Raw genomic sequence first — 13,682 nt, 5'->3', positions numbered from 1 at the left:
ATTTCAACCTAAGGCAGCGCCTTGCGCAGACTGACAAAATGGATGACATCGGGCTGAAAATATACCCAAGGCATCGCATCCGCTTGCCAATGGGCTGAAATAAATTAGGCTGTCAGCCTAAATAGGTACGTATACGGATATTTATCTCGATTAATATTCCAGACAAGTGATGCGATTTTTATACTGAAATACAGACATTAACACTGACTTAAAGATTTCAAAACTGAAGCTTATGTAGCACCACATCTTTATAACTGCGGCTTACCGGTATTTGCTTTTTACCAATTTCGATTATTTCTGAAGTGAATGAGTTGATGGCATTAACAGCCACTATAAACGAACGATGCACGCGCAGAAAATCCTGTTGAGGTAATTTGGCTTCGATGCTGGAAATAGTTTCTCGCGTTACAACTGTTTTATCAACCAGGTGTATTTTAATATAATCGGCAAGACTTTCAATGTAAAGGATTTCCGGGAAATTAATTTTTATCATTTTCCGGTCGGAGCGCACAAATATCGATTCGCTTTGTTCGGGCTCAATCCGTGCCGGCTCGTCAAAATCCACCTGCTGATTTTCGCTCAGGTATTTGTTGATACTTTGCATCAGGCGGCCAAACGAAATAGGTTTTAGCAAATAATCTACCGCCTGTAAATCAAAACCATCAACAGCATATTCGCGGTAAGCTGTTGTAAAAATCACTTTTACCGAATTATTAATGGATTTGGCGAATGACAAGCCCGAAATCTCCGGCATATTTATATCGAGAAAAACCAAATCGATAGGCTGACTGCTGATCACATTAAATGCCTCGATGGCATTTTTACACAACGCCACCACTTCAACGGTTTCGATCTTCCGGAGATGGCTCTCCAGAATTTCGCGTGCCATGGGCTCGTCATCGACTATAATGCAACGTATTTTACTCATCTCCCCGGTCTGATTGTTTTGTTTTTGTCAGGTCGCAAATCACAAGTTTTGCAAAGTACCAATTCTCTTTTATTTCGTTTGTAAGCTCATAATTATTCGGGTAATTTAAATCCAGCCGTTTTCGGATATTCAACAGCCCAAGCCCGCCATTTTTATGTTCGTTATCCTCTTGAATAAATGAATTTCCTATCACAAATTCCAGGCAGTCATTGTCAACCCGAACTTCAATTTTTATCCTCAAAAATCCATTCACTAAGTTACCATGTTTAAAGGCATTTTCAACAAAAGGTATTAACAACATGGGCGCCACCTGAATTTCATCATTAATTTCAGATGCACTAAAATCCACTTTCAACGTATCCTGAAAACGCACTTTTTCCAACTCAATGTACTCCTGAATATGCAGTACCTCTTCTTTTAAACTTACAAGTGGTTTGTTTACCTGGTACAAAATATAATCCAGCAAATTCGAAAGTTTCAGAATTATATCGGGCGTTTGTTTCGACTGCTTCAGGGCAAATCCATAAATTGTATTTAAAGTATTGAAAAGAAAATGCGGATGGATCTGGCGTTTTAAATAGTGCAGTTCCTGCTCTTTTAACTGAAGTTGCGTTTCCAGAATTTTATTCTGTAACTCTTTGTTTGCAGTAGCTGTTTTAAAGCTCTGGTTTAGAATGCTTACAAAACTAATTACCCCAACAACAATTATAACCAGCAGTAGAACGAAGAAGAAATTCTTGCTCATTGGTGGCATCTCATTCAGGTTAAATTTGAGCACAAGAATAAGACAGGTATAAATCAGCAAGGAAATAACGTAGGAAATATAGACGAAAGTATAAAAGCTGTAAAGGGCAAATTTCCAGTAGCGTTTAGCCAGCAGATAACGGGGAATGAGGTGGTAATTTACAAAATAGGTAACACCAATAGTTAGCGGCAATAGTCCACTTGAAAACCACAGCGCATAATCAACTTTATCAGAGTTGTAGCTAAAAAAATAGAAAAAGAAAAACCAAACCGCCACCCAAAACAGCGAATGGAAAAGGATTGTCTTAAAGTTTATTTTCTTCAAAAGGTTCATTTATACAATACTACTGATTTTTCATGAACCGGCATTTTTTTAGCGACGAATTGCGGGTTTTCTTCGCTTTGTTGCATTTATACCATTTCATTATCGGTTTATAAACGTAATTTTGAAAAAACACGTACAGAATCGTCCATCTGTCGCAATAAAATAAATACAATCAATTTCCGGCTTACATTTGATTAGTATTTATTTAAAAACTAAAAGTTATGAATTCAATAATTGACAAACTAAACGATGGCGGCCCCGCTTTTACCTACATTATTATGCTGGCATTTTTGGTACTAATCGGGCTGTTTGTGCGGGGTATTATCATAAAAGGCGATAAGTACAAAACCATTGAATTGATGAAATCGATAAGCTGGTTTGCTGTAGCCTGGGGATTCTTAGGTCGCACTTTTGGACTAATCTCGATTTTCGATAAAGTTCAGGCAATGGGAGATGTAGCGCCAAGTGTATTTGCCGACGGATTAAAGATAGCATTGGTTGCTCCCTTGTGCGGAATTCTTGTTTTTGCGTTAACACGATTGGGAATCGTTGTATTAATACAACTACAAAAAGATTTTAAACCACAGGAAAACAATTAAATCAATACAAGAATGAAACTCACAATGAATATACTACCAACCATTGCTCTGTGTCTTTTCACCTTCTCATTAGCTGCACAGGCAAACACATCTATACCAATTGAAGGGAAATGGGTTAGAATGAGCCAGACAGGACCTGTTTCGTTGGAATTTAAAAACGACGGAACGGTTGCAGTTGATTTTAACGACAACCAAAACGTTGACGTGGTGACCGATTACAAAGTTGATAAAAATACAGTTCGTTTCGATGATCAAGAAGGCATTATGTGCCCGGAATCCGGAACATATAAAATTATAAAAACCGATTATTACCTGGCTTTCGATTTAATTGACGACATGTGCAACGGGCGGATAAAAATGACCATGGGTTTCTGGACAAAACCAAACTTCCAGGATTTATTAGAGGAACTGTCGCAAAAGATTTCAATAAGTGAAAATCCTGACCTAAATCTTACACGTGCCAGAATTTACCTTGCCATAGGGAAATCGAAAGAAGCCAAAGCAGATCTCGATGTTTACATTGCACAATATACGAATGATGCCAGAGCCTACATTAACCGGGCAGGAACCCGGTTTCCTGCCGACATGGAAGGAGCAGTGTCTGATTGCAACCACGCAATTGAGCTGGATCCGGATAACAAAAATGCCTGGTTCCTTCGAGGGCTGGCTCGTTACGAATTGGGAGAGAAAGAACAAGCCTGTGCAGACTTTAACCGGGCAATTGAACTGGGATTTTCAATTTTACGCATTGCCGAGAAACAGAGGTGTGCTGAAATTTGGAAAGAGTAAATTGAAACTCCTCGCAGCAGAGCTGACGAGGTTTGTTGTTGCATAATTATGTCGCAACCAAAACAGGCACCAAATGAAACCAATCGAAAATATTGACGATGTTATTCTCACGCTGAATTTAATTATTGAAGAATCATTAAAAACCGGCGATACACTGGGTTATTTTGCAGTGCTCTACCAAAAAGTGACAGTCAAAGTAAAAGAAGAAATTAAGAATAATTACTTTGATGATGGCCCGCGAATGGCGAAGCTCGATGTTGTTTTTGCCAAACGTTACATCGATGCCTATTTTGCGTGGATGAATAACGAGCCGGTAACACAATCGTGGGAAATTGCTTTTACAGCGGCTTCAAACAATAATCTGCTGGTGGTTCAACATCTTTTACTGGGAATGAACGCCCATATTAATCTCGATCTTGGCATAGCGGCCGCAGAAATTTCAAGCACTAATTCTATCGAAGAGCTGGAAGATGATTTTAATCGAATAAACGAAATACTGGCTTCGATGGTTGACGAAGTGCAGCAAGGACTTTCTTCCATCTGGCCGTTTTTACGCAAACTGCTTTTATGGTTAGGGCAAGTTGATAATTTGCTGGTCGATTTTAGTATGAAGATTGCCCGCAAAGGAGCCTGGAAATATGCAAAAGAAGTAGCTGCTGTTGAAAAAACTGGTTGGCCGAAAACCATCAAAATCAGAGATGAAAAAGTAGCCGATAAAACCCGGCTGATTACCGATCCGGGAAAAATTATCCGCTTTTTGTTTCAAATCATTCGCTGGACAGAACGCGGAACGGTAAGCGATAAAATTCAAAAATTAAGGCGATGAAATTTTCTTCACCGCCTTAATTTATCAAATCAGTAGCATATATGAATGTCATTTCGAACGAAGAGAGAAATCTGTAGCTGAATTCGGTAGAGTAAGAGATTTCTCAGTCGTTCCTCCTTCGAAATGACAAACTAAGTTATCCTTCAATCTTTTTATTGACTATATCCAGAATTGCTGCCTCTTTTTCTTTAGCTGATTTCAATAAGTTTTCTGCCTTATTCAAAGCATCCTTCAAAAATTCAGCATCACCAAAACCAGCCGCATTAATCTTCACATTCAGGAAAGCACCTTCAACAGCTGTTCGTGCACACAAAGCTCCTACTCCGGCATCGGAAACCGAATTCGGATTTCCAACTTCTGCCATGGCCTGCATAACTTCCAGCGAATCGTGCGCCAGTTGCATCACTTTTAACGGCACTTCAATGGCATTTTTTGTAGCATCGTGAATGGCTTGTTTACGCTCAGCTTTTTCCTGCTCGCTGGATTTTGGCAATCCAAAAGCTGCCATAATCTTGTTGAAAGCATCGGTATCTTCATCCACACAATTCAGCAAAGCGGTGTGGTAGTATTTTCCTTTTTCTGCCCAATCGGAGAATTCTTCCCAACGCTGATCCCAGCCACGTTTGTGTGCTGATAAGTTGGCCACCATGGCAGCCAAAGCTCCTCCCAAGGCTCCAACATAAGCAGAAATAGAACCACCACCCGGCGCCGGAGATTCTGACGCCGTCTCATCTTTAAACTGGGTTAGTGTCATATCCACCAGCTTTTTCGCCGATTTGTCTTCGATCATATATTCAATGATCTTCTTTTTCGGATCGAACGGGCCAAGCTCGTCAAGCCCCAATGATTTTATGGCAATTTTTATAATCTCTTCATCTGAAATTCCGGTGGAACGTTCTTGTTTACGCAGGAAATATTTTCCGGCATCCAACATGGCCTGCAGCGGAATTAAGCCCACCAACTCGGAACCAGTCACTCGAATTCCGCGCTCGGTAGCTTTTTTGCAGGTTTCATCAAAAGCAACATGCACGGGCGTTACCGTAATATCTGTCAGGTTGATGGAGATTTGTGCCACACCATATTCTTCGATGTACCAGCCAATGGCACGGGTCTTTTTCAGGCTTCCCGGAATACGAACCGGCTCACCGTTTTCATCAGTTATAATTTTTCCTGTAATTGGATTTCCCTCACGTTTAACACGACCGGCCTCACGAATATCAAAAGCAATTGCATTCGCCCGACGCGTTGAAGTAGTATTCAGATTGATATTGTATGCCACCAAAAAATTACGTGCTCCGATGGCTGTTGCACCACTTCCTGCCACTCTTTTATTCCATTCATTCGGCCCAAAATCAGGTTTCCATTTTTCAGTAGTAATGCGCTCTTTTAAAGCTTCGTACTCACCCGAGCGACAAGTAGCCAAACTGCGGCGTTCTTCTTTAAAAGCGGCAAATTCGTAACTAAACACCGGGATTCCCAGTTCTTCGCCAACACGCTGTCCCAGCTTGCGGGCATATTCGATGGTTTCTTCCATCGTGACATTGGCCACTGGCACCAACGGACACACATCGGTAGCGCCAAAACGAGGATGTTCACCATGGTGCTGACTCATATCGATCAACTCTGCAGCACGTTTTATTCCGCGAAAAGCAGCTTCAATCACATCATCAGGCGTACCAACAAAAGTTACTACGGTGCGGTTGGTTGCTTTTCCCGGATCGACATCCAGCAAGCTGATATCCGCCACACTTTCAATGGCATTTGTAATTTCTTTGATTATACTCATATCGCGCCCTTCAGAGAAATTTGGAACGCATTCGATTATTTTTTTCATCTCGTTTCGGTTTTTCTGTCATTTCGAACGCAGAGAGAAATCTCTTCGTTTTGTAACAGATTTCTCCTCGCTAACTCGTCGAAATGACAATTTATGCGAATGTATAAATTGCAAAAGATTTTCATTATGATTTTTCACAGTGATTAAAGACAGTCAGACTGAGCGGATTCGAAGACTAGAAGTTTTGAATCTCGCCGTTAATTATCACCGTTTCTACCAGGTTAGAGCCGTATGCGTATGGCAGGTATTCTATTCCCGGAATTTCGCCGGTAATAAACAGGTTGGCAATTTTATCCCTGGCAATACTTCCGTAGCTTTCGCTAATTCCCATGGCGTAGGCCGTGTTTAGTGTGGTAGCGTTTATCACTTCCTCGGGCAACATTTTAAAATTTATACATCCCATCGCCGATATCAAACTCATGTTTCCACTTGGCGACGATCCCGGGTTAAAATCCGATGCCAATGCCACCGGCAAACCGGCTTCTATCATTTCGCGCACCGGCGATAATTTCATATTTAAAAAGAAGGCAGCACCCGGCAAAACGGTGGGCATTGTTTCCGAGTCTTTTAACGCAGCAATTTCCTCGTCACCCACAAACTCCAGATGATCAACCGAAAGGGCGTTGTATTTTACCCCAGCCTGAATACCGCCTGTTAATCCCAGTTCGTTGGCATGAATTTTTGGTCGCAGCCCGTATTTCATTCCGGCCATAAGAATACGTTCGGTATCTTCTACTGAGAAAAAACCCTGGTCGCAAAACACATCGATAAAGTCGGCCAGTTCTTCAGCTGCCACCTGCGGAATCATTTCGTTGATTATGATGTCGACATACTCAGCCGGATTACTTTTATACTCCAATGGAATGGCATGTGCCCCCAAAAAGTTGGCACGCACACAAATGGGTGCAGTCTGTTTTATCCGGCGAATTACACGAAGCATTTTCAATTCGTCTTCGGTATTTAGTCCGTAACCACTTTTTATTTCAACCGCTCCGGTTCCCATTTTCACGATCTCCCAAACACGATCCATAGCACTTTCGTACAGCTCGTCTTCCGAAGTTTCGTGCAACAGTTTTGCCGAATTCAGAATACCTCCTCCCTTGCGGGCAATCTCTTCGTACGAAAGTCCTTTTATCCGATCTACATATTCTTTTTCGCGAGGTGCCGCATAAACCAGGTGTGTGTGCGAATCGCAAAAGCTGGGATAAACAAGCCGGTTAGTGCAATCGATCTCAATCAACAAATCATCATCAATATATTTATCTTTCAGCTCCTCCATTGGGCCAAATTCCTCAATCACTTCATCGCGGATAATCAGAAAAGCATCTTTTATAGTATTAACTTTTGCCATTTCTTTTCCGGCTCTGAACGGAACGGGTTGATCTTCTACCTGAACCAACTCTTTTATATTTTCAAGTAATAGTTTCATATTGTTTGCTGTTATCTGTTTGCTTTTCAAGGTACAAAAATGTATAGGTAAATCAACCTTTTCCAAGTCGTTTTTGAAATGATGGAAATCAGGGAAACCGAAACACATAAAAAAACAAAATACCATGATTCACCAATTATCAACTCTCTTGAACATTTACTCAACCCAAGCGTTTCTCTAATTACCACTTTTGCATCCATGCTAACCCGGTTATCCTTATATACTTTCTGGTAGTTCCCAAGTGTTTAACCACTAATTAAAAGCTTGAGAATATGCCATACTTTATCGATAGTCACGAGCTAAATGATGATCCCCCCTCCGCGATAATAGCACAAAAGCACCTTCAAGATTTAAAAATCCAATACCGTTACAACTGCCGAAAACTGGGTTATTGTTTCGACGAGATAAGAAGAATAGCCTTTTGTTTGTTTGAAGCCCCCAATCGCAGCTGCGTTGAACAATTGCACAAGGAAGAACATGCGAATGTGCCCAACCATATTATACAAGTCGATTCAAGGATAATTGATTTTTTTCTAAAACAAATTGAAAGACAAACCGAAACCAAAAAAGTTGATATCAACAGTATTGCCACCCGTCCGCTTATAACTATAATGGCACTCAGTATTGAATCGAATGAGTTGTACAGCATGGCGGCAAATGAACGAGGTGCTATTCAAAAAGATTTTAAAAGATTATTAGTAGAGTATAGCGACCAATTTGAGGGAACCATAATTAAACGCGACCATTATGCTGCACAAGTTACTTTTGATTCGGTGAGCGCTGCAGTTAATTGTGCTTTAAAAATGCATAAAGATTTTACGCCGGTCATTAAAAACCTGGAACAACAGTTATTTCTAAAAGCAGGAATAAGCGGTTGTTTTCTTAGCAATAACGATAGTATAGAATTTCAACAAGCGGTAAAACTGGCCAAAAGGTTGTGTTACGTTTCAACATCAAAAATTCTGATCACTCTCGAAGTGCGAAACCTGTTTCAAAGCGAAAGCATGAAAATAGTTATAAAAGGTAACCGTATACAATCAGTTTCACCCGACGATGTTCGGTTTTTAACTGAACTGATGGATTACATGGAAAAGCATTGGCAAAACCAGGATTTACATGCTTCGATGCTTGAAGGACAGCTGGGCTGTAGTAAATCGCAAATTTATAGAAGAATGAAATTGATTATTGGCCAGTCGCCCAATTCGTTTATAAAAGCATACCGCCTGAGCCGCGCCAAAGAACTCCTTCGTAACAAAAGTGGTAACATCTCCGAAATTGCATTCGATACAGGTTTTAGCAGTCCATCCTATTTTTCAAAATGTTTTCAGAACGAATTTGGAATAAAACCTTCTTACTACCAACTGGAATTTTAAAATCTGCAATTCTGCGAATATAATACCTTTTGATCTTTTTTTGTCATTTTTTGAATCAAAATTGCTAACACTTGCATCATATTCTGCCTTAAATTTGCAAGTAAGAAGTATATGAACCAATACTGAAGTCAGATACAAGCACATCAAACCCAACAAAATTTAAGACATTAACCGGTGTAAAGAAATAAAACAAAAGTTCTTAATTATTAAAAAGGAAAACACTGAAAACAGAAATATAGAAACTACAACAGAAAACAATTGAAATTTAAAAAGAGAATGAATTAACAAGTATTTGAAAACTATTAAAACTCAAAGTCATGAAAACAATTAAATTTTTATTCGCATGTTTATTTGCAACCATTTTTGCAAATGCACAAGAAAATGTACCTCCTCATATGATGAGCGATGTAGAAGTAACTCCACCAAAATTTACAGCAGTTAAGTACTCGCCAACCAACAATGAAAATTCACTAAAAACCTTTATAGCAGAGAACTTTAAATACGATAGTGAATTCAGCCGGGTTACTGAAGGTACCGAGGTCGTTCGATTTATTATTAACACTGATGGAAGTTTGTCGAACATTGAAGTAGTAAACAGTGTTTCGCCCGAAGTGGATAACCTGATTACAGGAATCATTGACAAAACCGATTATATGTGGATGCCTGGTAAAAACAACGGTGTTCCGGTTGCAATGGAAAAAGAAGTTGCTATTGAGGTAAAACTGGGAATGTCAGAATCGTCGGCCACAAAACGCGATTTTAATGAAATTGCCAGAACTTATTTCACCAAAGGTGCTGATAAATTATTTAATGACGGAAAAACAAAAAAGGCGATCAGGCAATTTGAATCAGCAGTTCGCTACAAACCATACGATGAGGCAACTCTGTACATGTTGGCAATTTGCGAACTGGATCAGGGAAATTCGCAGGCAGCACAAGCCTATGTAGAAAGATTTAAAAAACAGGGTGGAAATGTAGATTTCCTGGAAGACAATCTTGCTGAAAAAGTAAAAAGCATGGATGCATACGAAGAGTTTACGCAAATTTTTGCAACCAAATAATAATAAACGCACTACATGAATGTATTGCTTAAGGCCGTTTCGGAATTGATTTTCGAGACGGCTTTTTCATTAGCAGCCGACAGTGTTTGACCATCCCGGGAGAAGAGAGTTGATTGCTCGTGGCTTAAGATTACCATTCCCACGGAAAAACATCTTCCTCATTGATAAATCCAAAATTCGAAATGGTGTGTGTACTGGTAATTTCAGAGATACTGTTTACCCCATCCATATCGGTGGTATCCATGTAGGAAGTTACCACCGCATGCTCTTCATTTACACCCAAACTAAAAACCTCGTCTTCGTAGATAAATCGTATCATACCGTCCTCCTCAATTTTCAGCATTTCAAATGCTCCTTGTTCAAAAGGCATTTCGTAAACACCTGTAAGTCCGGTTCCACATCCTCCACCTGCGGTACCCGATAAACAGGTTCCACTGCCATAAATGAATCGAAGGTCTTTGTTGATTTCAAAATCGATAATACCATTCAGAGTTCTCAACCCGGAATCATAACGATAAGTCGGGAAATCTATTTGCATCGATGGTGGCTCCGGACCGGAAATCAGAACGCCATCGGTTTGGGTAAATTGTTCAACAAACAAATACGATTTGGGCTTATCGTCGTCGTTATTAAAAATGCAGGCATTTAAGGCAAGCACTAAAAACAAAACGAGAAACTTAGTATTTTTTGACATTACTGATTCTTTTTTAAAAGGTTAACGCACTCCCGTTAAATTTAGTACACACCACGAATTGAATCGTGAACACGCGACAGATAGAATTCCGACAGTTTAGCGTGAAGTTCATCGGATAACGGAGCCAGCTCAGAAGCCGCACTATTTCCTGTTACCTGTGCCGGAGAACTTGCTCCGGGGATAACGGTTGAAACAGCATTGTGGTCGAGAATCCATCGCAGCGCGAACTGCACCATATTCATATCTCCGGGAACGAAGCTTTTTAATGCATCAGCCAGCTCAACACCCTTTTCAAATGGTAAGCCGGCAAACGTCTCTCCTACGTTAAAGGCTTCGCCATCTTTATTAAAGTTTCGGTGATCGTTTTTCTCAAAGGTCGTATTTTTACTAAACTTACCTGTGAGTAAACCACTGGCCAGCGGCAAACGTACAATAATACCTACTCCTTTTGCTTCGGCCTGCGGCAATAACCCGGTTACCAGTTTCTGCCTGAAAATATTAAATATTACTTGTAAAGATTGTATTCCTTCCTGTTCCAGACATAGCATTCCTTCGTCTACCGATTCAACACTTGCACCAAAAGTTTTAATCAGGCCTTCGCTTTTAAAATCGCGCAGCCAGTCGAAAACATGGCCTTTTTGTAATTCGCTGGTCGGGATACAGTGCAGTTGCAATAAATCCAGCGCATCTACTCCCAGCCTCGACAAAGATCCTTCTATCGATTTCCGCATGGCATCTTTTGAATACGAATCGGGAAATACATCACCACCACGCCCAAATTTGGTAGCCACTCGAATAGCCTTATCCGTTTGCTTTAAAAACTCACCGATAAATTTTTCGCTTTGTCCGGCGCCATAAACATCAGCGGTATCAAAAAAAGTAGTTCCGTTTTCTACTGCTGTGGTTAAAATTTCCAGTGCCTTTTCGCTTGGGAAATTCTTCCCCCAATCGGCCCCTATCTGCCAGGTTCCCAAACCAACTTCACTCACATCAAAACCATTCTTTCCTAACTTTCTTGTCTTCATCGTAATCTGTCTTTTACCAGAAATTTGTATCTCATTTTAAAATAACTCCTCCCCGTTTTATTGCTACAATCTATTAAACGGGGAAGAATTGACCAAGATACCATTCTTTATATAGAATTTAAAATGCAGAATAACAAACCTCCGCCCCATATACACATTCATGATACAAATGTTGCATTTTATGATTCATTTGTGTTCGACTGGCATGGTCGTAATGGCGTAAATTTGTAGTAACAATGCGACCAGAATACTTGTCCATTAATAGTTTAACTAAAAATTACAGTCATGAAAAGAATTAAAATTATTGTAAGCTTTATTGCCCTTATTTTTGTTAGCTCAACAGCCATTAGTCAAAATGGCAAGGTTGTTTTAAACACTAACGATGTTCCAGAAGATACACATGTCCACCTCGATGATTTTCCGAAAGACATGGTGATACCAATGATTCACGGCTGGGGAGGAATGACCGTAGATATTAACAATACGCCCAAAGGCACCAACTTTAGCCCGCTACTTGAGGGACTGGAGAACGACCTGTGCCAGGTGCCTCACTGGGGTTATGTAATTGAAGGTGCCATTGAGATTGAATACGATGACGGCAACAAAGAGACCTTTAAAAAAGGAGAAGCTTTTTATATGAAACCCGGACATACCGGTATAGTATTGGAAGACCTGCTATTGGTAAGCTTTAGCCCCGAAGAAGGTATGCACCATCTGGGAGAGCATCTCGAAAAGAAAATGAAAGAAATGCAGGAAGCACAGTCATCAAACGACTAAGCTTTCATTGTACCGCCTGCGTATCTGCCTGATGAACTATTTATTACAACGCCATGTTACAATGTATACTGAACGTTTAAAACTGGATTATGCCACTATTTATGGATTACCACATAACCCCCGGCATAAAACTCGAAGAAGCTAAAAAAGCACACCTCAAAGACCTTGAAGTTCAGTCGAAATACAACGTAAAATACCACCAGTTTTGGGTGAACGAAAAAGATGGCATGGTGTTTTGCCTGATGGAAGGCCCCAGCAAAGAAGCATGCCGTGCCGTACACAAAGAAGCAAACGACATAAAAACATGTAATCTTGTGGAAGTGGATGGAGGCATGTATTCAGCCTTTATGGCCTACGACCAGGCACTCGACCACGGCATTGTAATGAAAAATGCCAGCCAGGCCGACACGGGTTATCGTTTTATTCTAACGCTCGATATAATTTCGCTAACAACCATTAAAAAAAGCATTGATTTCGATCGATTAAAGTTTCCGGAAAAACCACGACAAATTGCCGGCGATTATATTCACAAATATCAGGGAAGAATATTAAGACAATTACAAAACGACAGTATTATTGCAACCTTTTACACACCCGAAAGTGCCGTTCAGTGTGCCATCGGTATTCGTGAGACGTTTAATAAAAACATCGCTGAACTAAAAGATGCCAGCTGGAATATCCGATACAAAATGGGAATAAGCGTTGGGCAACCGGTTACCGATCACGGTAACGCCATTTTTGAGCGGGCTGTGGAACAAAGTTACCGCTTTTGCAAGATTGCCGGTAACGGAGAAATTATCACTTCTTCACTTCTTGGTAAACTCAGTGTTTTCTGCGATCAGGAAATAGAAAAACAAACAGTAAAAGTAATGAATGAAGCGGAAGAAGCTTTTCTTACCAAACTGTTTACCATTGTTGACGGCCACTACCCCAACGAAGCTTTTAACGTGGAAAGCTTAAGCCGCGAGATTGGCGTTAGCCGCCCACATTTGTATCGAAAAATACGACACCTAACAGGCACTTCTCCAAATGGTTTTATTCGCGACCTGCGCCTAAGTAAAGCGCTTTCGTTAATGAAACAACGAAAGAAAAACATCACCGAAATAGCCCTGGAAGTTGGCATCAGCAATCCGTCCTATTTCGCCAAGTGTTTTCACGAGAAATACGGAATCCTTCCTTCGCAGGTAGTTGTATGAGTTAGCAACTCTCCATCCCGCTCGTTCTAATCCCCACTCAATTACGCTCTGATTACCAGGATAATATTTCACCCGAATGGCA

At 40.5% G+C, this 13,682-nt stretch carries 13 protein-coding genes; 7 read left to right on the top strand and 6 right to left on the bottom strand.

The features are described 5' to 3' along the window. Positions 1-217: 217 nt before the first annotated feature. Positions 218-928: a LytR/AlgR family response regulator transcription factor gene (locus tag G0Q07_RS07765; protein WP_163345549.1), complete on the bottom strand. Its 711-nt coding sequence runs from the start codon at positions 926-928 to the stop codon at positions 218-220. Further along, positions 921-1,997, bottom strand: coding sequence for a sensor histidine kinase (locus G0Q07_RS07760; RefSeq protein ID WP_203532698.1), 1,077 nt, complete (start codon positions 1,995-1,997; stop codon positions 921-923). The genes G0Q07_RS07765 and G0Q07_RS07760 overlap by 8 nt, the downstream gene beginning before the upstream one ends. Positions 1,998-2,218: 221 nt before the next feature. Here G0Q07_RS07760 and G0Q07_RS07755 point away from each other — a divergent pair, with 221 nt between their 5' ends. The 3 genes from G0Q07_RS07755 to G0Q07_RS07745 all read left to right on the top strand — a co-directional run bounded on the left by G0Q07_RS07755 (position 2,219) and on the right by G0Q07_RS07745 (position 4,211). Next, positions 2,219-2,596, top strand: coding sequence for a MotA/TolQ/ExbB proton channel family protein (locus tag G0Q07_RS07755; protein ID WP_163345547.1), 378 nt, complete (start codon positions 2,219-2,221; stop codon positions 2,594-2,596). Positions 2,597-2,608: 12 nt separating this feature from the next. Continuing rightward, a complete protein-coding gene (locus G0Q07_RS07750; RefSeq protein WP_163345546.1) occupies positions 2,609-3,385 on the top strand; it encodes a tetratricopeptide repeat protein in 777 nt (258 codons plus the stop codon). A gap of 73 nt (positions 3,386-3,458) precedes the next feature. Then, positions 3,459-4,211 (top strand): DUF5995 family protein, encoded by a 753-nt coding sequence (locus G0Q07_RS07745; protein WP_163345545.1) that lies wholly within the window; start codon positions 3,459-3,461, stop codon positions 4,209-4,211. A gap of 136 nt (positions 4,212-4,347) precedes the next feature. On the opposite strand, the gene ftcD is transcribed toward G0Q07_RS07745, so the two are convergent. Together ftcD and hutI are read right to left on the bottom strand one after the other, a co-directional pair. Then, positions 4,348-6,045, bottom strand: coding sequence for a glutamate formimidoyltransferase (gene ftcD, locus G0Q07_RS07740; RefSeq protein ID WP_163345544.1), 1,698 nt, complete (start codon positions 6,043-6,045; stop codon positions 4,348-4,350). A 175-nt stretch (positions 6,046-6,220) separates the two neighbouring features. After that, positions 6,221-7,474 (bottom strand): imidazolonepropionase, encoded by a 1,254-nt coding sequence (gene hutI / locus G0Q07_RS07735; protein WP_163345543.1) that lies wholly within the window; start codon positions 7,472-7,474, stop codon positions 6,221-6,223. A 272-nt stretch (positions 7,475-7,746) separates the two neighbouring features. Between hutI and G0Q07_RS07730 the strand changes: the two genes are divergently transcribed. Both G0Q07_RS07730 and G0Q07_RS07725 read left to right on the top strand, forming a co-directional pair. Next, positions 7,747-8,847, top strand: coding sequence for a helix-turn-helix domain-containing protein (locus G0Q07_RS07730; protein WP_163345542.1), 1,101 nt, complete (start codon positions 7,747-7,749; stop codon positions 8,845-8,847). 317 nt (positions 8,848-9,164) lie between these two features. Next, positions 9,165-9,908, top strand: coding sequence for an energy transducer TonB (locus G0Q07_RS07725; RefSeq protein ID WP_163345541.1), 744 nt, complete (start codon positions 9,165-9,167; stop codon positions 9,906-9,908). Positions 9,909-10,038: 130 nt separating this feature from the next. Here G0Q07_RS07725 and G0Q07_RS07720 read toward each other — a convergent pair whose 3' ends face one another. Beyond that, positions 10,039-10,602 (bottom strand): hypothetical protein, encoded by a 564-nt coding sequence (locus tag G0Q07_RS07720; RefSeq protein ID WP_163345540.1) that lies wholly within the window; start codon positions 10,600-10,602, stop codon positions 10,039-10,041. Between the two features lie 41 nt (positions 10,603-10,643). Continuing rightward, positions 10,644-11,627: an aldo/keto reductase gene (locus G0Q07_RS07715; protein WP_163345539.1), complete on the bottom strand. Its 984-nt coding sequence runs from the start codon at positions 11,625-11,627 to the stop codon at positions 10,644-10,646. 285 nt (positions 11,628-11,912) lie between these two features. Here G0Q07_RS07715 and G0Q07_RS07710 point away from each other — a divergent pair, with 285 nt between their 5' ends. Both G0Q07_RS07710 and G0Q07_RS07705 read left to right on the top strand, forming a co-directional pair. Further along, positions 11,913-12,404: a cupin domain-containing protein gene (locus G0Q07_RS07710; RefSeq protein ID WP_203532697.1), complete on the top strand. Its 492-nt coding sequence runs from the start codon at positions 11,913-11,915 to the stop codon at positions 12,402-12,404. A gap of 89 nt (positions 12,405-12,493) precedes the next feature. Beyond that, complete coding sequence (locus tag G0Q07_RS07705; RefSeq protein WP_163345538.1) at positions 12,494-13,600, top strand: nickel-binding protein; 1,107 nt, start codon at positions 12,494-12,496, stop codon at positions 13,598-13,600. Positions 13,601-13,682 lie beyond the last annotated feature (82 nt).

The sequence above is a fragment of the Draconibacterium halophilum genome (assembly GCF_010448835.1).
Taxonomy (GTDB): domain Bacteria; phylum Bacteroidota; class Bacteroidia; order Bacteroidales; family Prolixibacteraceae; genus Draconibacterium; species Draconibacterium halophilum.
Note: the sequence above shows the minus strand (reverse complement) of the source record. Positions and strands in the feature narration are given on the sequence as shown.

Coding starts and splice junctions, on each gene's coding strand:
- G0Q07_RS07765 (WP_163345549.1), bottom strand. CDS start 928: ATGAGTAAAATACGTTGCATTATAGTCGATGACGAGCCCATGGCACGC.
- G0Q07_RS07755 (WP_163345547.1), top strand. CDS start 2,219: ATGAATTCAATAATTGACAAACTAAACGATGGCGGCCCCGCTTTTACC.
- G0Q07_RS07750 (WP_163345546.1), top strand. CDS start 2,609: ATGAAACTCACAATGAATATACTACCAACCATTGCTCTGTGTCTTTTC.
- G0Q07_RS07745 (WP_163345545.1), top strand. CDS start 3,459: ATGAAACCAATCGAAAATATTGACGATGTTATTCTCACGCTGAATTTA.
- ftcD (WP_163345544.1), bottom strand. CDS start 6,045: ATGAAAAAAATAATCGAATGCGTTCCAAATTTCTCTGAAGGGCGCGAT.
- hutI (WP_163345543.1), bottom strand. CDS start 7,474: ATGAAACTATTACTTGAAAATATAAAAGAGTTGGTTCAGGTAGAAGAT.
- G0Q07_RS07730 (WP_163345542.1), top strand. CDS start 7,747: ATGCCATACTTTATCGATAGTCACGAGCTAAATGATGATCCCCCCTCC.
- G0Q07_RS07725 (WP_163345541.1), top strand. CDS start 9,165: ATGAAAACAATTAAATTTTTATTCGCATGTTTATTTGCAACCATTTTT.
- G0Q07_RS07720 (WP_163345540.1), bottom strand. CDS start 10,602: ATGTCAAAAAATACTAAGTTTCTCGTTTTGTTTTTAGTGCTTGCCTTA.
- G0Q07_RS07715 (WP_163345539.1), bottom strand. CDS start 11,627: ATGAAGACAAGAAAGTTAGGAAAGAATGGTTTTGATGTGAGTGAAGTT.
- G0Q07_RS07710 (WP_203532697.1), top strand. CDS start 11,913: ATGAAAAGAATTAAAATTATTGTAAGCTTTATTGCCCTTATTTTTGTT.
- G0Q07_RS07705 (WP_163345538.1), top strand. CDS start 12,494: ATGCCACTATTTATGGATTACCACATAACCCCCGGCATAAAACTCGAA.